General features: G+C 63.6%; 18 protein-coding genes. 6 read left to right on the plus strand and 12 right to left on the minus strand.

Annotated features, from left to right (window positions below; all coding sequences use genetic code 11):
- Nucleotides 1–91: 91 nt before the first annotated feature.
- The 7 genes from BMI89_RS00085 to BMI89_RS00115 form a co-directional block, all read right to left on the minus strand.
- Nucleotides 92–1078, minus strand: coding sequence for an ABC transporter substrate-binding protein (locus BMI89_RS00085; protein WP_078519523.1), 987 nt, complete (start codon nucleotides 1076–1078; stop codon nucleotides 92–94).
- A gap of 71 nt (nucleotides 1079–1149) precedes the next feature.
- The gene (locus tag BMI89_RS00090) at nucleotides 1150–1998 is read right to left on the minus strand and encodes an ABC transporter permease (RefSeq protein WP_078569358.1); all 849 of its coding nucleotides are present in this window, start codon (nucleotides 1996–1998) and stop codon (nucleotides 1150–1152) included.
- Nucleotides 1995–2858, minus strand: a complete 864-nt coding sequence (locus tag BMI89_RS00095) for an ABC transporter permease (RefSeq protein WP_078519525.1) — start codon at nucleotides 2856–2858, stop codon at nucleotides 1995–1997. The genes BMI89_RS00090 and BMI89_RS00095 overlap by 4 nt, the downstream gene beginning before the upstream one ends.
- A gap of 93 nt (nucleotides 2859–2951) precedes the next feature.
- Nucleotides 2952–3740, minus strand: a complete 789-nt coding sequence (locus tag BMI89_RS00100) for an ABC transporter ATP-binding protein (protein ID WP_078569359.1) — start codon at nucleotides 3738–3740, stop codon at nucleotides 2952–2954.
- Complete coding sequence (locus BMI89_RS00105) at nucleotides 3737–4159, minus strand: VOC family protein (protein WP_078569360.1); 423 nt, start codon at nucleotides 4157–4159, stop codon at nucleotides 3737–3739. Before BMI89_RS00105 ends, BMI89_RS00100 begins: the two co-directional genes overlap by 4 nt.
- A 6-nt stretch (nucleotides 4160–4165) precedes the next feature.
- Nucleotides 4166–5617, minus strand: a complete 1452-nt coding sequence (hydA, locus tag BMI89_RS00110) for a dihydropyrimidinase (RefSeq protein ID WP_078569361.1) — start codon at nucleotides 5615–5617, stop codon at nucleotides 4166–4168.
- Nucleotides 5618–5718: 101 nt separating this feature from the next.
- Nucleotides 5719–6969, minus strand: coding sequence for a Zn-dependent hydrolase (locus tag BMI89_RS00115; RefSeq protein ID WP_078569362.1), 1251 nt, complete (start codon nucleotides 6967–6969; stop codon nucleotides 5719–5721).
- A 127-nt stretch (nucleotides 6970–7096) separates the two neighbouring features.
- Here BMI89_RS00115 and BMI89_RS00120 point away from each other — a divergent pair, with 127 nt between their 5' ends.
- Entirely contained in the window at nucleotides 7097–7759 is a 663-nt protein-coding gene (locus BMI89_RS00120; protein WP_078569363.1) for a TetR family transcriptional regulator C-terminal domain-containing protein, read from the plus strand.
- A gap of 4 nt (nucleotides 7760–7763) precedes the next feature.
- Here the strand turns inward: BMI89_RS00120 and BMI89_RS00125 are convergent, their stop codons facing one another.
- Entirely contained in the window at nucleotides 7764–8615 is an 852-nt protein-coding gene (locus tag BMI89_RS00125; RefSeq protein ID WP_078569364.1) for a hypothetical protein, read from the minus strand.
- 173 nt (nucleotides 8616–8788) lie between these two features.
- Between BMI89_RS00125 and BMI89_RS00130 the strand changes: the two genes are divergently transcribed.
- Nucleotides 8789–9370, plus strand: a complete 582-nt coding sequence (locus BMI89_RS00130) for a VOC family protein (RefSeq protein WP_078569365.1) — start codon at nucleotides 8789–8791, stop codon at nucleotides 9368–9370.
- Between the two features lie 254 nt (nucleotides 9371–9624).
- Here BMI89_RS00130 and BMI89_RS00135 read toward each other — a convergent pair whose 3' ends face one another.
- A complete protein-coding gene (locus BMI89_RS00135) occupies nucleotides 9625–10950 on the minus strand; it encodes an aspartate aminotransferase family protein (RefSeq protein WP_078569366.1) in 1326 nt (441 codons plus the stop codon).
- A 201-nt stretch (nucleotides 10951–11151) separates the two neighbouring features.
- On the opposite strand from BMI89_RS00135, the gene BMI89_RS00140 reads away from it, so the two are divergent.
- Both BMI89_RS00140 and BMI89_RS00145 read left to right on the plus strand, forming a co-directional pair.
- Nucleotides 11152–11802 (plus strand): TetR family transcriptional regulator C-terminal domain-containing protein, encoded by a 651-nt coding sequence (locus BMI89_RS00140; RefSeq protein WP_210402125.1) that lies wholly within the window; start codon nucleotides 11152–11154, stop codon nucleotides 11800–11802.
- A 112-nt stretch (nucleotides 11803–11914) separates the two neighbouring features.
- A complete protein-coding gene (locus BMI89_RS00145) occupies nucleotides 11915–12556 on the plus strand; it encodes a hypothetical protein (protein WP_143593775.1) in 642 nt (213 codons plus the stop codon).
- A 10-nt stretch (nucleotides 12557–12566) separates the two neighbouring features.
- Here BMI89_RS00145 and preA read toward each other — a convergent pair whose 3' ends face one another.
- Nucleotides 12567–13868, minus strand: a complete 1302-nt coding sequence (gene preA / locus BMI89_RS00150) for an NAD-dependent dihydropyrimidine dehydrogenase subunit PreA (RefSeq protein ID WP_078519535.1) — start codon at nucleotides 13866–13868, stop codon at nucleotides 12567–12569.
- Nucleotides 13869–13871: 3 nt separating this feature from the next.
- On the minus strand, nucleotides 13872–15215 hold the full coding sequence (locus tag BMI89_RS00155) for an NAD(P)-dependent oxidoreductase (RefSeq protein ID WP_078569368.1): 1344 nt from the start codon (nucleotides 15213–15215) through the stop codon (nucleotides 13872–13874).
- Between the two features lie 294 nt (nucleotides 15216–15509).
- Here BMI89_RS00155 and accB point away from each other — a divergent pair, with 294 nt between their 5' ends.
- Together accB and accC are read left to right on the plus strand one after the other, a co-directional pair.
- Complete coding sequence (gene accB, locus BMI89_RS00160; protein WP_078540411.1) at nucleotides 15510–16010, plus strand: acetyl-CoA carboxylase biotin carboxyl carrier protein; 501 nt, start codon at nucleotides 15510–15512, stop codon at nucleotides 16008–16010.
- 10 nt (nucleotides 16011–16020) lie between these two features.
- On the plus strand, nucleotides 16021–17364 hold the full coding sequence (gene accC / locus BMI89_RS00165) for an acetyl-CoA carboxylase biotin carboxylase subunit (RefSeq protein WP_078569369.1): 1344 nt from the start codon (nucleotides 16021–16023) through the stop codon (nucleotides 17362–17364).
- Nucleotides 17365–17409: 45 nt separating this feature from the next.
- Here accC and BMI89_RS00170 read toward each other — a convergent pair whose 3' ends face one another.
- Complete coding sequence (locus BMI89_RS00170; RefSeq protein WP_078569370.1) at nucleotides 17410–18120, minus strand: class I SAM-dependent methyltransferase; 711 nt, start codon at nucleotides 18118–18120, stop codon at nucleotides 17410–17412.
- Between the last annotated feature and the right edge of the window lie 33 nt (nucleotides 18121–18153).

Below are 18153 nucleotides of genomic sequence, written 5' to 3' on the forward strand. Positions count from 1 at the left end.
CTCAGCAAAGCCGATTCCCCTTAAGAAACCCCGAATATGAAAAAGCCCCCCGGCGCACCGGAGGGCTTCGTGTTTCGCGAGAGTGTCTCTCTTATTCGAGGCCAGCCTTGTCGGTCACATCATGGGTCCAAGCGCCTTCCGGCTTCTTGGTGATGACCGGGTCCGAACCGCCCGACATCAGAACGTCGACCGTGCGCTCGTAATCGGCGGGGTCGAGCGTGCCGTTCGAGCCAGCGGTCAGCTTGGAGACTTCTTTCATCATGCCGACTTGGTGCTCCATCGTCTGCGCACCGGTCTCGTCATTGTCGAGAATGATCTGTGCGGCCTCGTCGGGATGCTCCTCGGCGTATTTCCAGCCTTCCATCGAGGCTTTCACGAACTTCGCCATCTTGTCGACGAAGGCCGGGTCCTTGAGGTTCTCTTCGAGCACGTAAAGACCGTCTTCGAGCGTCGCGACGCCTTCGTCTTCATACTTGAAGGTCACCAGCTGGTCGGGCTGAATGCCCGCTTCGAGCACCTGCAGATACTCGTTATAGGTCATGGTCGAGATACAGGCCGCCTGCTTTTGCAGCAGCGGATCGACGTTGAAGCCCTGCTTGAGCACGGTCACGCCATCGTCGCCGCCTTCGGTCGAGATGCCGAGATGGTTCATCCAGCTCAGGAACGGGTATTCATTGCCGAAGAACCACACGCCCAGCGTATGGCCAGGGAAGTCCTCGGGGGTCTTGATGCCGCTTTCCTTGAGGCAGGTCAGCATCATGCCCGACTTCTTGAAGGGCTGGGCGATGTTCACGAGCGGCAGCCCTTTCTCGCGGGCCGCCAGCGCCGCCGGCATCCAGTCGACGATGACATCGGCGCCACCGCCTGCGATCACCTGTTCGGGCCCGATATCGGGGCCGCCCGGCTTGATGGTCACGTCGAGGCCCGCATCCTCGTAGAAGCCCTTGTCGAGCGCGACATAGTAGCCCGCGAACTGGGCCTGCGTGACCCATTTCAGCTGCAGCGTCACGTCCTCGTTGGCCCAAGCGGCCCCCGCCATGGTGAGGCTTGCGGCCACCCCTGCGATCAGTTTCTTCATCTTTCACTCCACTGTTGGCCCCGGATCTTTACGCCCGGGATTTTGAGTTGTTCTCAGGCTCTTCCTTGCCCTTACGTCCGGGCCCGTTGCGACGGGTGCCAGAAAGTCACCAGCTTCTCGATCAGGGCGACAAGCCCATAGAAGCCCGAGCCCGCGAGGGCCGCAACGGTAATTTCCGACCACACGAGCGGCAGATCAAGCTGCCCCACCGCGGTCGAGATGCGAAAGCCCATTCCTTTCGTCGGGCTGCCGAAAAATTCGGCAACGATCGCACCGATCAAAGCCAGTGTCGTCGCGATCTTCAACCCATTGAAGAGAAACGGCATCGCCGCTGGCAGGCGCATCTTGAAAAGCCCCTGCCAATAGCTTGCGGAATAGGTCGCCATCAGGTCGCGCTGCAGCGCATTCGTGGCCGCCAGCCCCGCCACCATGTTCACCAGGACGGGGAAGAAGACCATGACCACGACGACCGCCGCTTTCGACTGCCAGTCGAAGCCGAACCACATCACGAGGATCGGCGCGATCCCGACGATCGGCAGGGCCGCGACGAAATTCCCGATCGGCAGCAGCCCGCGTTGCAGGAAGGGCGAGCGGTCGATCAGGATCGCCACCACCACTGCAGCACCACAGCCGATGATGTAGCCCGACAGCGCGCCTTTCAGGATCGTCTGCACGAAATCCTCGCGCAGCACATCGGTCGAGGCCATCAGGCTCGCCGCGATCTGGCTCGGGGCGGGCAGGATCACCGGGCTGATATTCAGCCCGCGCACCAGACCTTCCCACAGAAGCAGAAGGGTGATGCCGAACAAAGCCGGGATCACGAAACGCGCCCAACGCTCCGAGCCATGATGGCGCGCAAGCCAGGAATTGAGGGCCCAGGCCGCCAGCCAGAAGACGATTGCGAAAATAAGCCAGCTCATTGCACCATCCCCATCCGCTTGAGCGTGATTTGTTCGATGATACCGACCACCACCACGAGGATCGCCGCGAGCGCCGCCGCTGCGAACAGAGCGGACCAGATCTGCACCGTCTGCCCGTAATAGCTGCCCGAAAGAAGCCGCGCGCCAAGCCCGCGGGTCGCGCCCGCCGGCAGTTCGGCCACAATGGTACCGACGAGGCTAGCCGCCACGCCCACTTTCAGCGAGGCGAAGAGATACGGCATCGACGACGGCAGCCGCAGCTTCCAGAAGGTCGCGCCCTGGCTCGCATTATAGGTCTTCAGCAGATCGAGCTGCATGTGATCGGGCGCGCGCAGCCCCTTCACCATGCCGACGAGCACGGGGAAGAAGCTCAAGTAAGCCGCGATGATCGCCTTGGGCAACAGCCCGGTGATCCCGAGGCTCGCGAGAACCACGATCACCATCGGCGCGATGGCGAGGATCGGGATCGTCTGGCTCGCGATCGCCCAGGGCATCACGCTCAGGTCCATCGCTCGGCTATGGGTGATGCCCACCGCCAGCAGAATGCCCAGACCGGTGCCCAGCGCGAAGCCCGCAAGCGTCGCAGACAGCGTGATCCAGCCGTGGAAGACAAGGCTGCGCTTGGAGGTGATCTTCTGCCCGGCCACACCTTCCCAAAGCCCGACAGCCACCTGATGCGGGGCGGGCAGAACGGGGCGTTTCTGGGTCAGCGTGTCGGTGACAAGCTCGGAGAACGTGACCTCTTCACCGGCGCGTGCGGCCTGATCGTAGGTCCATTGCGAGTTCATCCAGACGGTCGCTGCGTACCAAAGCAGCAGGATCGCGGCCAAAACTGTCAGAACGGGTGCGATCATCTTCATCAGATCGCCCTCCCCTTCGGTTTGGCCGAACGCGCCTTTGACGAGGCCGAGAGCTGCGCGCAGTCCCGCCCGGTCCGGGTTTCGGTCATGCGGTCATTCATCATAGGCATGCCCCGCCCGCAGCCCCTCGCGCACCCGGTGCGCGATCTGCAGGAATTCCTCGCTGTCGCGGATGTCGAGCGGGCGCGGCCCATTCGGCAACGTGCTCTCGATCACCTCGTGGATGCGGCCCGGACGGGGCGACATCACCACGATCTTGGTCGACAGATAGACCGCTTCCGGGATCGAGTGGGTCACAAAACCGATCGTCTTGTTGGTGGCCGACCAGAGCTTGAGAAGCTCCTCGTTGAGCTTGTCGCGCACGATCTCGTCGAGCGCGCCGAAAGGTTCGTCCATCAGCAGGATCTCGGCGTCGAAGGCCAGCGCCCGCGCGATCGAAGCACGCTGCTGCATGCCGCCCGAAAGCTGCCAGGGGAACTTCTTGCCGAAGCCTTCGAGGTCGACCAGCGAGAGCACTTTCTCAACACGCTCTTCCTGCTGCGCCTTGGAATAACCCATGATTTCCAGCGGAAGTTTCACATTTCCCGCAATCGTGCGCCAAGGGTAAAGACCAGCCGCCTGAAACACGTAGCCGTAGCTGCGCGCCTTGCGGGCTTCCTCCGGCGAGATGCCGTTCACGGTCAGCGAGCCGCCCGTGGGCGTCTCCAGAGCCGCGATGCAGCGCAGGAAGGTCGTCTTGCCGCAGCCCGACGGGCCGATGAAGCTCACGAATTCGCCCTTCTCGATATCGAGATCGATATCTTTCAGCGCGTGAACCGAACCGTCCCCCGTCTGGAAAGTCAGATTGAGCCCGCGGGCCTGAATTACCGGTGCTGCCGTCATCCGCGCCTCCACAGGGTTTTATCCGCAATCTCGACGCTGTTGCCCGCCGGGTCGCGCAGGTAGATCGACCGCGCCCCGTTCGGCCAATAGAAGTCGGCCTCAATCTCCACGTTATTGTCCCTCAAATGTCGTTCCCATTCGTTCAGTTGATCCGCGTCCGCCGCGAGGCATACATGCCCCGGTCCGACCGCGCCATGCGGTGGAACGGGCAGCGCCGCCTCCGGGTCGGGTGGCTCCCGCGTGGCCTGAGCGATGAAGGTCAGGATCACGCTGTCGCCACAGCGGAAAAAGACATGCCGCCCGTCGCGACGGGTGAGCCGCTCGAGCCCCAGCAGCCCGCCGTAGAAGGCTTCGGTCGCGTCGAGATCCTCGACATAGACCGCAGCCTCCAAAACGCCGGAACTGACCGGGGCCGCCATTGCGCCTTATACCCCGGTCGCCGGGATACCGCTGCGTTCGACCGGACGCGGCGCGGTGAGCTCTTTCCAGGTGGACAGTGCCTTGGTCACCGGCATGCCCGGATCGCGGGCAACGAATTCTCCGTGGCCCTCGGGCGTCTGGATCTTGCCATCGGCCCAGGCGACGACACCGCGGCTGAGCGTGTAGCGCGGCAGGCCCTTGACCTCTTTGCCCTCGAACACGTTGTAGTCGATGGCAGATTGCTGGGTCTCGGCCGAGATCGTCTTGGTCGCTTCCGGATCCCAGACCACGAGATCGGCATCCGCACCGACTAGAACCGCGCCCTTCTTCGGATAGACGTTGAGGATCTTCGCGATGTTGGTCGAGGTGACGGCCACGAACTCGTTCATCGTGATCCGACCCGTCTCGACCCCATAGGTCCAGAGCATCGGCATCCGGTCTTCCAAGCCGCCGGTGCCGTTCGGGATTTTGGTGAAATCGCCCACGCCATAGCGCTTCTGCTCGGTCGAGAAGGCGCAGTGATCGGTCGCGACCACCGAAAGCGAGCCCGAAGCCAGACCGGCCCAGAGGCTGTCCTGATGCTGCTTGTTGCGGAAGGGCGGCGACATCACGCGACGTGCGGCGTGGTCCCAATCCTTGTCGAAATACTCGGACTCATCGAGCGTGAGGTGCTGGATCAGCGGCTCGCCCCAGACGCGCTTGCCCTGCATCTTGGCGCGGCGGATCGCTTCGTGGCTCTCCTCGCAGGAGGTGTGCACGACATAAAGCGGCACGCCCGCCATATCGGCGATCATGATCGCGCGGTTGGTGGCCTCGCCTTCGACCTGCGGCGGGCGCGAATAGGCGTGACCTTCGGGCCCGTTATTGCCATCTGCCAGCAGCTTCGCGGACAGCTCCGCCACGACGTCGCCGTTCTCGGCATGAACCAGCGGGATTGCGCCCAGCTCGGCGCAACGCTTGAAGCTCGAATAGAGCTCGTCATCGTTCACCATCAGCGCGCCCTTATAGGCCATGAAATGCTTGAAGGTGTTGATGCCGCGCTCAGTGACCTGCTTCATCTCGTTGAAGACCTGCTCGCTCCACCAGGTGATCGCCATGTGGAAGGAGTAGTCGCAATGCGCGCGGGTCGATTTGTTGTCCCAGCGCTTGAGCGCTTCCAGCAGGCCCTCGCCCGGCGCGGGCAGCGCGAAATCGACGACCATCGTGGTGCCGCCGGCCAGCGCCGCGCGGGTGCCGGATTCGAAATCGTCGCTCGAATAGGTGCCCATGAAGGGCATCTCGAGATGGGTGTGCGGATCGATCCCGCCCGGCATCACATAGCAACCGGTCGCGTCGATCTCTTCGTCGCCTTTCAGGTTCGGGCCGATCTCGATGATCTTGCCGCTATCGATCAGCACATCCGCCTTGTAGGTCAGATCGGCGGTGACGATGGTTCCGTTCTTGATGACTTTGGTCATTGTTTACCTCCCACGAAGGTCTTCCGCCTTCGATTTGGTTCAAATATCCCGGGGGTGAGGCGCTTAGCGCCGAGGGGGCAGCGCCCCCTCTTCCGCCCGTCTCAGCTTACGATTTCCGCGGATTCCAGCACGGCGTGGAACAGCACATCGGCGCCCGCGCCTGCCCAGTCCTTGGAAATATCCTCGGCCTCATTATGGCTCAGCCCGTCGACGCAGGGGCACATCACCATCGCCGTCGGCGCGACCGCGTTGATCCAGCAGGCATCGTGGCCCGCGCCCGAGATGATGTCGCGATGCGAATAGCCCAGACGCTCGGCGGCGCTGCGCACGGCGCTCACGCAGGTCGGATCGAAGGTGACCGGGTCGAAGCCGCCGGTCTTCTCGAACTCCACCTCAAGGCCCATCTCGTCGCAGATCTTTTTCGCTCCCTCGCGCAGTCGCTTTTCCATATCCTCGATCACGCTCAGATCGGGCGAGCGGAAATCGACGGTGAACACGGCTTTGCCGGGGATCACGTTACGCGAATTCGGGTAGATGTCGATATGGCCAGCCGCGCCCACCGCATGGGGCTTGTGCGACCACGCGATCTCGTCGACCAGTTCCAGCACGCGCGCCATGCCGAGGCCCGCATTCTTGCGCATCGGCATCGGGGTGGAGCCGGTATGCGCATCCTTGCCGGTGATCGTCACTTGGGTCCAGCTGAGGCCCTGCCCGTGTGTGACGACACCGATATCCTTGCCTTCGGCCTCGAGGATCGGGCCCTGCTCGATATGCAGTTCGAACATCGCGTGCATCTTGCGCGCACCGACCTCTTCGTCGCCGACCCAGCCGACACGCTTCAGCTCGTCGCCGAATTTCTTGCCTTCCGCATCTTCGCGATCGTAGGCCCAGTCCTGCGTGTGAATGCCCGCGAACACGCCCGAGGCCAGCATCGCCGGAGCGAAGCGCGTGCCCTCTTCGTTGGTCCAGTTGGTCACGACGATCGGGTGCTTGGTCTTGATCCCGAGATCGTTCATCGAGCGCACCGCCTCCAGCGCGCCGAGCACACCGAGGACACCGTCGTATTTGCCGCCCGTGGGCTGCGTGTCGAGGTGGCTGCCCATATAGACCGGCAGCGCATCGGGGTCTTCGCCCGCGCGGGTCGCGAACATGTTGCCCATCGTGTCGACGCCCATCGTCATGCCGGCCTCTTCGCACCATTTCTGGAACAGCGCGCGGCCTTCGGCATCCGCATCGGTGAGGGTCTGGCGATTATTGCCCCCGGCGACGCCGGGACCGATCTTGGCCATCTCCATGAGACTGTCCCAAAGGCGATCGGGATTGATGCGGAGGTTTTCTCCGGGTGCTGACATTTCATAACTCCCTGTCGGCTGCGTGGGGGTTATCCCCTCTTGCGACGAATCTTTTTCTGACCGTATGGTCAGGTTGAGTGGGCCACGGTCTGACCATTCGGTCAACAAAAATCAGGACGTATTTTGAATGAAAGATAATGAGAGCGGCAAGCGCACAAAAAATGGGCAAGCCAGCCGGGGAAGCCGTGCCGAGGCGCGGCGCGCCACCGAGGAATCGATCCTGAAAGCCGCCGAGAGAGTCTTCGCCGAGGCCGGATTCGGCGGGGCCACGATGCAGCTGATCGCGGATGTTGCGGGGCTCCCGAAAGCCAATCTCCATTACTATTTCGAGACGAAAGAGTCGCTCTATCGGCGGGTCGTGGAGCGCATTTTCAACATCTGGTTGGAAGCGGCCGATGTGTTCGACGAGGCAAGCGGGCCGTCCGAGGGGATCGGTGCCTATATCGACGCCAAAATGGAGATTTCGCGCAATCACCCGAACGGCTCGAAGGTCTGGGCGTCAGAGGTGATGCACGGCGCACCGGTGATTCAGGATTACCTGGAGACGACGCTGCGCGACTGGACCGAGGGCCGCGCGGTGATCATCCGACGCTGGATCGCGGAAGGCAAAATGGCCGAGGTCGACCCGCATCACCTGCTCTACATGCTCTGGGCGACCACCCAGCACTACGCCGATTTTTCGCATCAGATCGAGACACTGAACGGCGGCGCGCCGCTGAGCGACGCTCAGTGGGAAGAGGCGAAGACCTGCGTGAAAAGCATCGTGCTGCGCGGGATCGGCGTAACCTGATTGCTCAATTCGCCGCCGGGTCGGCGGAGATATTCGGCGCGCCGACGGGGGCGACATCCGATTTTGCATCCGCCGCCGGGGCTTGCGAAGCCTCCTCCGATGCCTCCGGCTCTTCCGGCAGCGTCTCGGTCTCGACCGGGCGCATCGGCGCACCGGCCACGCCCGCAGGCAGATGCGTCTCGGGCAGTTTCGCGCCCAGAAGCTCCTTCCCGTCCGAGGTCGGCTCGACCGGATCGGCCTCCAGCCCCACCGCCTCTGCGCCGGTATCCGAACAGACGTAAATCGCGCCGCCCACGACCACCGCCGTGGCCGCGAGCGCAGGGGTCGAGGCCCCCGCCAGCACGCCAAGCCCCGCATCGCGCAGCTTCTTTTGCAGGTTTCCGGCCTGATCCGAGACGATCATGCCGCCGATTTTCTTGCCCAGAACCTTGCTCGCCGCATCGCCCACGGCGCTTTCGGCCTCATCGCGCAGATCGCCTGCGGCCTTCGCGGTGCCCTTGATACGTTCGCAGATACTTTTCGACGGCTTTCGGCAGAGCCCGTAGGCGTCGCGCTCGCCCCGGTCGTAGCCCAGATAGGTCTCGGCCTCCTTGTCCCATTGCAAACAGAACGGGGCGCGGCTTTCGTCGTCCATCTCGGGCGTCAGGGCGCGCAGGGTGACCAGCGCCGGGCAGGTCACCTCCCCTTTCTCGCCAAACAGCTTCTCGCGCAGCGAGCGGCTTTCCTTCAGTGCTGCGTTCTCCGCGTCATAGACGTAGGAATAGGTCTTGCCGCGAATGGAGGTTTCGCACGGCACCAGTTCTGCCATGGCGGGCAGCGGGCAGATCAGGGCAAGGACAAAGGTCAGGCGCAGCATCGCGAGTCTCCGGGCATCCCTGCGCAACATAGTCCCCGCCCCCGCCGCCACAAGGTCGCGCAATCTGGCGAAACGGTGCTCGGCGGGGTTTCGCGCGGCACCGCACAGATCCTGTTTCTAGACCTGCGCGCAGCATGGGTTAACTTGGTCGCAAGAGAGATAGGGAGAAAGACATGCGCAAGATGCAGGTGCAGGGCGTCCATCACATCACTCTGACCGGGGCGGACCGGCAGAGCTCGATCGATTTCTGGGAAGGGCTGCTCGGGATGCCGTTCATCTTCGACCAACCCAATCTGGACAATGCCGATGAGGGGCATCTCTATTTCGACCCGGGCGACGGGCGGCTGATCACCGTTTTCACCAATGAGAGCCGCAAGCCTGTCCATGACCGCACCCCCACCGATCCGGGCTGCGTGCATCACCTCGCCTTCAATGTCTCGATGGCGACGCATCGGCAGGTCGTGGCGCGGCTCGATGCGCGCGGGATCGCGCATTCCGGCGTGAAGGATCGCGGTTTCATGGATTCGATCTATTTCAAGGATCCGCTGGGGCTGCTGATCGAACTGGCGACCTACAAGTTCGAGCCGCCGCGCGGATCGTCCCATGCCGAGGTGATGATCGAAGCCCATCGCATCCGGGTCGCGTGCGGCGACAAAGCGATAGGCGAGGAACATCTGGCCGATGCGATCGAGATGATCGTGGAGCGCTCGCAGCAATCGCTGAGCGAGGATCGCGGGGCGAAGAACCCGTATTGAGGCCCCCCATATTGGGGAGGCGCAGTGAGGGCCGCGCCCGACCTCGGGTGGGCGCGTCGCGTCACCTGTGGTCAGGCACTTAATCTCGCAAGCCCGCAAGACAGATATGCCCGCGACGACATCGCCAATGCGCCCTGCCGGGGGGAGGTCGGGCGCGGCCCGGGGCTGGTCGCCCCGCGCCCTCAAGCACCACTCAGCAAAAAACGGCCGCGCAAATCCTGCGCGGCCGTCTTGTCATCTCGGCTTGGGCCCGATTACTCGACCTCTTCGAGCACCTCTTTGAGCGTGCCGACCAGCTCGTCGATCTGCTCTTTCGAGATGATCAGCGGCGGGCTCATCGCGATAATGTCGCCGGTGGTGCGGATCAGGATGCCTTTCTCATAGGCCTTCAGGAAGGCCGAGAAGGCGCGCTTCGTGGGTTCGCCCGCGATCGGCTCCAGCTCGACCGCGCCGATCAGACCCTCGTTGCGGATGTCGATCACGTTGCGCACGCCCTTGAGCGAATGCAGCGCCTCTTCCCAATAGGGGGCAAGCTCGGCGGCGCGCTCGAACAGGCCCTCTTCGCGATAGGTCTCGATCGTCGCGATCCCGGCGGCGGCGGCGATCGGGTTGCCGGAATAGGTGTAGCCATGGAACAGCTCGATCATGTGCTCGGGGCCGTTCATGAAGGCATCGTGAACCTCGGCCGTTGCCAGAACCGCGCCCATCGGGATCACGCCGTTGGTGAGGCCCTTCGCGGTCGTCATCATATCTGGCACGACACCGTATTTCTCGGCGGCGAAGGCCGCGCCCGTGCGCCCGAAACCGGTGATCACCTCGTCGAAGATCAGCAGGATGCCGTGCTTCTTCGTGATGTCGCGCAGCTTCTGCAGGTAGCCTTTCGGCGGCAGCAGCACGCCGGTCGAGCCCGCAACCGGCTCCACGATGACGGCGGCGATGGTCTCGGCGCCATGCAGCGCGATAATACGCTCGAGGTCGTCGGCCAAATGCGCTCCATGCTCGGGGCAGCCCTTCGACCAACGGTTCTCCTCGGGCAGATGGGTGTGCGGCAGGTGATCGACGCCCGGCACGAGCGGGCCGAAGACCTTGCGGTTGGTGACGATACCACCGACCGAGATGCCGCCAAAGTTCACGCCGTGATAGCCGCGCTCGCGTCCGATCAGACGGGTGCGGGCGCCGTCGCCGCGCGCACGGTGATAGGCGATGGCGAGTTTCAGCGCGGTCTCGACCGATTCTGAGCCGGAATTGGTGTAGAAGACATGCGCCATCTCGTCGGGCGCGATGTCGAGGATGCGGTTAGCCAGCTCGAACGCGATCGGATGGCCCATCTGGAAGGCGGGCGCGTAATCGAGCTCGGCGGCCTGTTTCTGGATCGCCTCGGTGATCTTCGGACGGCAATGGCCCGCGTTGCAGCACCAAAGACCAGCCGTGCCGTCGAGCACCTGACGCCCGTCCGAGGTGGTGTAATGCATATCCTTCGCGCCCACGAACATGCGCGGGTTCTTCTTGAACTGGCGGTTCGCCGTGAAGGGCATCCAGAAAGCGTTGAGATCGTTGGGGGACTTGCGGTCGAGCGCCATGGAAAAACTCCGGTCGGGCGGCCGGGTCGAGACACGGCCGGATTGTCTAGTTTGACCGAACGGTCAGACTCACGCTAGCACAGCTTAGGAACCAGTCAAGCGGCCTTCAATGCGCGTTAAAAGCGCACTCTGCCGCCCCGTAGCGATTGATCCCGCAGTAACGCTTCGGTTAACATAAAACACGAACTGGGAGACGAATATTTGGCAGACGACCTCGACCCGCGCGACTTCACCAGCGACGATGACGGCAAACGCCCGCTGACCCGGATACAAAAGGTCAATCGCGGCAAGATTCTCGAGGCGGCGCTGGACGTATTCTCCGCGCATGGGTTCCGCGGCGCGACGCTCGACCAGATCGCGGCGGAAGCCGGGCTGAGCAAGCCGAACGTGCTCTATTACTTCCCCTCGAAAGAGGCGATCCACGAAGCGCTTCTTGCTGGGCTTCTCGATATTTGGCTCGCGCCGCTGCGCGCGATTGATCCTGCGGGCGAGCCGCGCGAGGAAATCATGCGCTACATGCGCCGCAAGCTCGAGATGAGCCGAGAGATGCCGCGTGAAAGCCGCCTGTTTGCCAACGAAGTCTTGCAGGGCGCGCCCCGGATGGGCGCGGGATTGTCCACCGATCTCAAGACCTTGGTGGACGAGAAGGCCAAGGTGATCGAGGGCTGGATCGCCGAGGGACGTCTTGCCCCGGTCGATCCGCATCACCTGATCTTCTCGATCTGGGCGCTCACCCAGCATTACGCCGATTTCGACACGCAGGTGCGTGCGGTGCTCGGCCCGGGCAAGGACCCGATCGAAGGGGCGGCGCCGTTCCTCGATATGCTATTCGCGCGGCTGCTCAAGCCATAAGCGGTTAAGCCTTCCGTAACTATCCCCGGAGTTTCTGCCTGATCTTAACGGTCCGGTAACGCCCCCGGCGCAGTCTGAGGATGCGTGGGGGCGCAGGAATATGGAGCTCGGGATGGACCGGATTTCGGGGTTGATGCCTCAGGTCGGGTGGTCGCCTCTGTTGACGGTGGCGGCCCCGAAGACAGCGCCTGCCAGCACGGTGGAGGCGGCGGCCAATGCGGCCAATGCCAACGGCGGCCTCGGCGCAAATGTAGACACCCAAACGTCGCAGGATCGCGCGCAGCAAGTGCGCGCCTTGGAAGCGCGCGCGGCACGCGGCGCCAGCGCGTTGAAGGAGGAAGGGCAGGATCGGGGCACGGAGGATGCAAGCCAACCGTACCGTTCACTTGGCAGACGCGATGGGGGTGCACGCCCCGATCCCGATGCCTTGACCGGCCCGATCCCGACATTCGAGGTCACACCGCTCGAGGCCCAGGCCGCTGCGCTCTGGGCTGCGCCGGACCTTGTGGACACCTCGGACGCCCCCGCCCCGGAGCCCGTGCAGCCCACCGACACGATCCAGACCACCGATACATCGATGGAAGAGCGTGCGGAGGTCAAAGCGCCCGACACCGCCAGGGAGGCGCGTGCCGAGCCTGCACCGCAGGCGGAAGATAAAAACGACGCGCCCTCCGATCATCGGAGCGGCGCGTCGCAGGAGGGATGGTCTCAGGTTGCCCCGCAGGTCGCGCCGAACCTCGACGTGACCCGCTAGGCCCCTGCCCTTACTCGGCTGCCGTCGCAGCCGAGGGGTTGTTGGGATGGCTCGTCCAGTTGGCGTAGTCGCCGACCGTCTCGCCGGTGCGCGGATCCACCTCGCCCTTGTCCATCTTGCGCATCGTGATGCACTCGACCGGGCAGACTTCGACGCAGAGGTTACAGGCCACGCATTCCTCGTCCTTGACCGAGTAGACGCGATCTTCGGTCACGGCGATCGCCTGGTGCGAGGTGTCCTCGCAGGCGGCGTAGCAGCGACCGCATTTGATGCAATCGTCCTGATTGATCTCGGCCTTGGTGACGTAGTTGAGGTTCAGATACTGCCAATCGGTCACGTTCGGCACCGCGCGCCCCACCAGTTCGGAGGTCGAGGTGAAGCCCTTGCGATCCATGTAATCGCTGAGGCCCGAGATCATTTCCTGCACGACCTTGAAGCCATAGGTCATCGCCGCCGTGCAGACCTGCACATTGCCAGCCCCGAGCGCCATGAACTCTGCCGCATCGCGCCAGGTGGTCACGCCACCGATACCCGAGATCGGCAGACCCGCCGTTTCGGGATCGCGCGCGATCTCGGCCACCATGTTCAGCGCGATCGGCTTCACCGCCGGACCGCAATAGCCGCCATGGGTGCCCTTGCCGTCGATCGTCGGCTCCGGCGCGAAATCGTCCAGATCGACCGAGGTGATCGAGTTGATCGTGTTGATCAGCGAAACGGCATCCGCCCCGCCGCGCTTGGCGGCCTCCGCCGGGCGGCGGATATCAGTGATGTTAGGCGTGAGCTTCACGATCACCGGCAGGCTGCAATATTGCTTACACCAGCGGGTGACCATCTCGATATATTCTGGCACCTGCCCCACCGCAGAGCCCATGCCGCGCTCGGCCATACCATGCGGGCAGCCGAAGTTCAGCTCGATCCCGTCGGCGCCGGTTTCCTCGACCAGCGGCAGGATCGCTTTCCAGCTCTCCTCGTCACAGGGCACCATCAGCGAGACGATGATCGCGCGGTCCGGGTAGTCCTGCTTGACCGCCTTGATCTCGCGCAGGTTGGTCTGCAGCGGACGGTCGGTGATCAGCTCGATATTGTTGAGACCGAGCAGACGGCGATCCGCGCCATAGATCGCCCCATAACGCGGGCCGTTGACGTTGACGACGGGCGGGCCTTCCGAGCCCAGCGTCTTCCACACGACCCCACCCCAACCGGCTTCAAAAGCGCGGCGGACATTGTATTCCTTGTCCGTCGGCGGCGCGGAGGCGAGCCAGAACGGGTTGGGGGATTTGATACCGATGAATTCAGAAGTCAGATCGGCCATCTCTTAGCCCTCCATCAGGAATTGGTGGATTTCTTCAGCCGCATCGCGCCCCTGCGCGACCGCCGTCACGGTCAGGTCTTCGCCGGCATGGGTGCAATCGCCCCCCGCCCAGACCCGTTCGACCGAGGTGCGGCCTGCGCCGTCCACCTTGATCTTGCCGCCCGCGACTTCGACCTTCGGAGGCATGTCGCCCAGCGTCTGACCGATGGCCTTGAAGACCTGATCGGCGGACAGCTTGAAGGTGGCGTCGGTCATCTCCAGACCGCCCTCGCCCTTCTTCGTGTAGGCGAATTCGACCTGACGCACCGCGCCGTTGCCATGGATGGCGATGGGGGCGGCGTTCTCGATGATGTTCACGCCATGGGTCAGCGCGTGTTCCTGCTCGACCGTGCTGGCGGGCATCTCGGCGCGCGAACGACGGTAGACGAGGGTCACGTTGAGCGCGCCCAGCAGCTTCGACTGCACGGCCGCGTCGACCGCCGTCATACCGCCGCCGATCACGACCACGTCGCGCCCGATCGGCAGCTCGGCCAGATCGGAGGCCTGACGCAGCTCCGCGATGAACTCGGTCGCGGGGCGGATGCCGTCCTTGTCCTCACCCTCGAGGCGCAGTGCGTTCACGCCCGACAGCCCCATCCCGAGGAAGACCGCATCGTAATCGCCCAGCAGCTCGGCCAGATCGCCATCCCCGACGCGGCCCAGCTGCCAGTTCTCGACGATGGTGATGCCGCCGATCTGCATCAGCCAGTCGACTTCCGCCTGCGCGAATCCGCCCGGCGTTTTGTAGCTGGCGATGCCGTATTCGTTGAGCCCGCCCGGCTTCGAGCGCGCATCGTAAACGGTGACCTCGTGGCCCTTCATCGCGAGACGGTGCGCACAGGCGAGACCCGCAGGCCCGGCGCCCACGACCGCCACCGATTTTCCGGTGCGCTCGGCGCGGGTGTAGGGGTGGCTTTGCTTGGCCATCAACGTATCGGTCGCGAAACGCTGCAGCGCGCCAATCTCGACCGGCTCGCCTTCCGAATCCATGCGGACACAGGAGCCTTCACAGAGGTTCTCGGTCGGACAGACGCGGGCGCACATGCCGCCCATGATGTTCTGATCGAAGATCGTCTTCGCCGCGGCTTCCGGCGTTCCGGTCGAGATTTGCCGGATGAAAAGCGGAATGTCGATCGCGGTCGGACATGCCTCCATGCATGGCGCATCATAGCAGAAATAGCAGCGATCGGCCGCGATGCGGGCTTCTTGCGTCCCCAGCGGCGGCGCGTGATCGGCGAAATTGGTGCAGTAGCTTTCCGGGTCGAGCCGTGCTGGCGCGATCCCTTCGGTGAGCTGGCTATTGGACACTTGCGGGCTCCCTGTCAGTTTTTCTTGTTCCCTACGCTCGCACAGGATTGAATTTTATCAAGTGGTAAAATATGCCGCAGCGCGGCGGGTCGCCAATTCCCGCCCGATTGCCCGGTAGTTCAGCGCCCTCTACCCCACCCGTGCTCAATTATCGGGCAATCACGAGATCGCGAAACCCTGACACGAGGACGGCCGATGCGGCTTTTCACCGCGCGTTACCTCGCGTATAACCGCCTCCAGCACCAAAGAGCCCCGCAGAATGGGCTCCATTTCAAAGCACCCTTCGAGGACCGCATGACCAAAAATACCCGTGACAACGACGTGGCCTTCATTCAGGCCCTTGCCGAACTGCTCAATTCGAACGAGCTGACGGAAATCGCCGTGACGCGCGATTACGCGCAAGATGACAGCCTGAAAGTGCGGGTGTCGAAACAGACCAACATCGTGCAGGCTGCAGCGCCTGCGCCCGCAGCTGCCCCCGCTCCGGCGCCCGCAGCGGCCCCGGCCGCGCAATCCGCAGCCTCCGAGCAAGCCGCGCCCGTCGAAGACCCCGCCGATCATCCCGGCGCCGTGGCCTCGCCCATGGTGGGCACCGCCTATCTCTCGCCCGAGCCGGGCGCATCGGCCTTCGTGAAGGTCGGCGATCAGGTCAAGGAAGGCCAGACGCTGATGATCGTCGAAGCGATGAAAACCATGAACCACATCCCCGCCCCGAAATCGGGCACCGTGAAGCGCATCCTCGTCGATGACGGTCAGCCGGTCGAATACGGTTCGACCCTGATGATCGTCGAATAAGGGGGCCGGTATGTTCGACAAGATCCTGATCGCCAACCGGGGCGAGATCGCGCTGCGCGTGATCCGTGCCTGCCGCGAGATGGGGATCGCCTCGGTCGCGGTCCATTCGACGGCGGATTCGGACGCGATGCATGTGCGCATGGCTGATGAATCGGTCTGCATCGGCCCGAATTCCTCGACGCAATCCTATCTCTCGGTGCCCGCCATCGTCGCGGCCTGCGAGATCACGGGCGCGCAGGCGATTCACCCGGGCTACGGGTTCCTGTCCGAGAATGCCGCCTTCGTGCAGGTGCTCGAGGATCACGGCATCACCTTCATCGGCCCGTCGGCCGCCCATATCCGCATCATGGGCGACAAGATCACCGCGAAGGAAACCGCGAAGAACCTCGGCATTCCGGTCGTTCCGGGCTCTGCGGGTGGCGTGCCCGATACCGAGGCCGCAAAGCAGATCGCCGGTGATATGGGCTACCCCGTCATCATCAAGGCCACCGCCGGCGGCGGCGGCCGCGGGATGAAGGTCGCGAAATCCGAAGAAGAGCTCGAGGTCGCGTTCCGCACCGCGCGCTCCGAGGCGAAAGCCGCCTTCGGCAATGACGAAGTCTATATCGAGAAATACCTGCAGAAGCCGCGCCATATCGAGGTGCAGGTCTTCGGCGACGGCAAGGGCCGCGGCGTCCATCTGGGCGAGCGCGACTGCTCGCTCCAGCGGCGCCACCAGAAGGTGCTCGAAGAGGCCCCCGGCCCCTCGATCACGCCCGAAGAGCGCGCCCGTATCGGCAGCATCTGCGCCAACGCGATCGGTGAGATGGGCTATTCCGGCGCGGGCACGATCGAGTTCCTCTACGAGGATGGCGAGTTCTATTTCATCGAGATGAACACCCGTCTTCAGGTGGAACACCCGGTGACCGAGGCGATCTTCGGCGTCGATCTCGTGCGCCAGCAGATCAAGGTCGCCGCCGGCGAGCCGATGGAATTCGATCAGGACACGCTCTCGATCCGCGGCCACGCGATCGAAGTGCGGATCAATGCCGAGAAGCTGCCCAATTTCGCGCCCTGCCCCGGCAAGATCACCCATTACCACGCGCCGGGCGGCCTTGGCGTGCGGATGGATAGCGCGCTCTATGACGGCTATTCGATCCCGCCCTATTACGACAGCCTCATCGGCAAGCTGATCGTGCATGGTCGCGACCGCCACGAGGCCCTGCAGCGTCTGCATCGCGCGCTTGGCGAGCTGATCGTGGACGGGGTGGACACCACCGTGCCGCTGTTCAACGCGCTCCTGCAGGAGCCCGATATCCAGAGCGGCAACTACTCGATCCACTGGCTCGAGAAATGGCTCGAAAAGAACCTCTGATCGGTTCGAGATCTACGAAAACGCCCCCGGTTTCGGGGGCGTTTTTCATTTCGGGGTCAGCAGGCAGGTGCCGCGCTTTTTCTCTTTGTCTTTAGGGCGATAGTAGTCGCCAATATGGCTGCGTTGCCCCTGCCCGATCTGGTCCCAGTCCAGCCAGTGGCAGTCGTAATCGAGCACGTCGGCCATCGCACTCATCGCCGGGAAAGACGGGATTCCGATCAACGCCTTTTCCTGGCCCTCGATCTGCGGAATCGAGTTCAGTTCGTTGTCGGTGCGCTCGCGCATCAACAGGATCACCGGGCCGGGGCGCTGCGCGAATTCGCTGTCCACGATCACCAGTTCCGGCCCGAGCTGGCGCACCAGCTGGAACAGCCGGAAATGGTCCATGACGTGGTAGAGAATACCGAGGACGCCCACGACGTCGAAACGCTCGCCCGCGTCGATCAGTTTCTGCATCCCGTCGAAGATGTCGTCGCAGATCAGCTTCACCTTCTCGCGCAGATGCGCGCGGGGAAATTGGTCGAAGCGGTCGATCAGCTCCTGCCGCCCTTCGATTCCCACCACTTCCGAGGCGCCTGCCGCCGCGAAGGCATAGGCCCAGCGGCCATCATGCGCCGCCAGATCGAGCACGCGCTTGCCCGCGATCTCCTGTTCCAGCGGCTTGATGATCATCTTGTGGCGCAGGTTCATCCGCTCCACCGTGCCGGGATCTTCGGCGTATCGGTCGATCTCGGGGAGGAAATCGTAGAAACCCATATTTGCGCTCGGCCCCGCTCTGGTTCATCTTGT

Source organism: Thioclava sp. F36-7 (genome assembly GCF_002020075.1).
In the GTDB taxonomy this organism is placed as follows: Bacteria; Pseudomonadota; Alphaproteobacteria; order Rhodobacterales; family Rhodobacteraceae; genus Thioclava; species Thioclava sediminum.

Bases quoted from the DNA above. Each gene is read 5' to 3' on its own strand.
- BMI89_RS00085 (WP_078519523.1), bottom strand. From the start codon at position 1,078: ATGAAGAAACTGATCGCAGGGGTGGCCGCAAGCCTCACCATGGCGGGG.
- BMI89_RS00090 (WP_078569358.1), bottom strand. From the start codon at position 1,998: ATGAGCTGGCTTATTTTCGCAATCGTCTTCTGGCTGGCGGCCTGGGCC.
- BMI89_RS00095 (WP_078519525.1), bottom strand. From the start codon at position 2,858: ATGAAGATGATCGCACCCGTTCTGACAGTTTTGGCCGCGATCCTGCTG.
- BMI89_RS00100 (WP_078569359.1), bottom strand. From the start codon at position 3,740: ATGACGGCAGCACCGGTAATTCAGGCCCGCGGGCTCAATCTGACTTTC.
- BMI89_RS00105 (WP_078569360.1), bottom strand. From the start codon at position 4,159: ATGGCGGCCCCGGTCAGTTCCGGCGTTTTGGAGGCTGCGGTCTATGTC.
- hydA (WP_078569361.1), bottom strand. From the start codon at position 5,617: ATGACCAAAGTCATCAAGAACGGAACCATCGTCACCGCCGATCTGACC.
- BMI89_RS00115 (WP_078569362.1), bottom strand. From the start codon at position 6,969: ATGTCAGCACCCGGAGAAAACCTCCGCATCAATCCCGATCGCCTTTGG.
- BMI89_RS00120 (WP_078569363.1), top strand. From the start codon at position 7,097: ATGAAAGATAATGAGAGCGGCAAGCGCACAAAAAATGGGCAAGCCAGC.
- BMI89_RS00125 (WP_078569364.1), bottom strand. From the start codon at position 8,615: ATGCTGCGCCTGACCTTTGTCCTTGCCCTGATCTGCCCGCTGCCCGCC.
- BMI89_RS00130 (WP_078569365.1), top strand. From the start codon at position 8,789: ATGCGCAAGATGCAGGTGCAGGGCGTCCATCACATCACTCTGACCGGG.
- BMI89_RS00135 (WP_078569366.1), bottom strand. From the start codon at position 10,950: ATGGCGCTCGACCGCAAGTCCCCCAACGATCTCAACGCTTTCTGGATG.
- BMI89_RS00145 (WP_143593775.1), top strand. From the start codon at position 11,915: ATGGACCGGATTTCGGGGTTGATGCCTCAGGTCGGGTGGTCGCCTCTG.
- preA (WP_078519535.1), bottom strand. From the start codon at position 13,868: ATGGCCGATCTGACTTCTGAATTCATCGGTATCAAATCCCCCAACCCG.
- accB (WP_078540411.1), top strand. From the start codon at position 15,510: ATGACCAAAAATACCCGTGACAACGACGTGGCCTTCATTCAGGCCCTT.
- accC (WP_078569369.1), top strand. From the start codon at position 16,021: ATGTTCGACAAGATCCTGATCGCCAACCGGGGCGAGATCGCGCTGCGC.
- BMI89_RS00170 (WP_078569370.1), bottom strand. From the start codon at position 18,120: ATGGGTTTCTACGATTTCCTCCCCGAGATCGACCGATACGCCGAAGAT.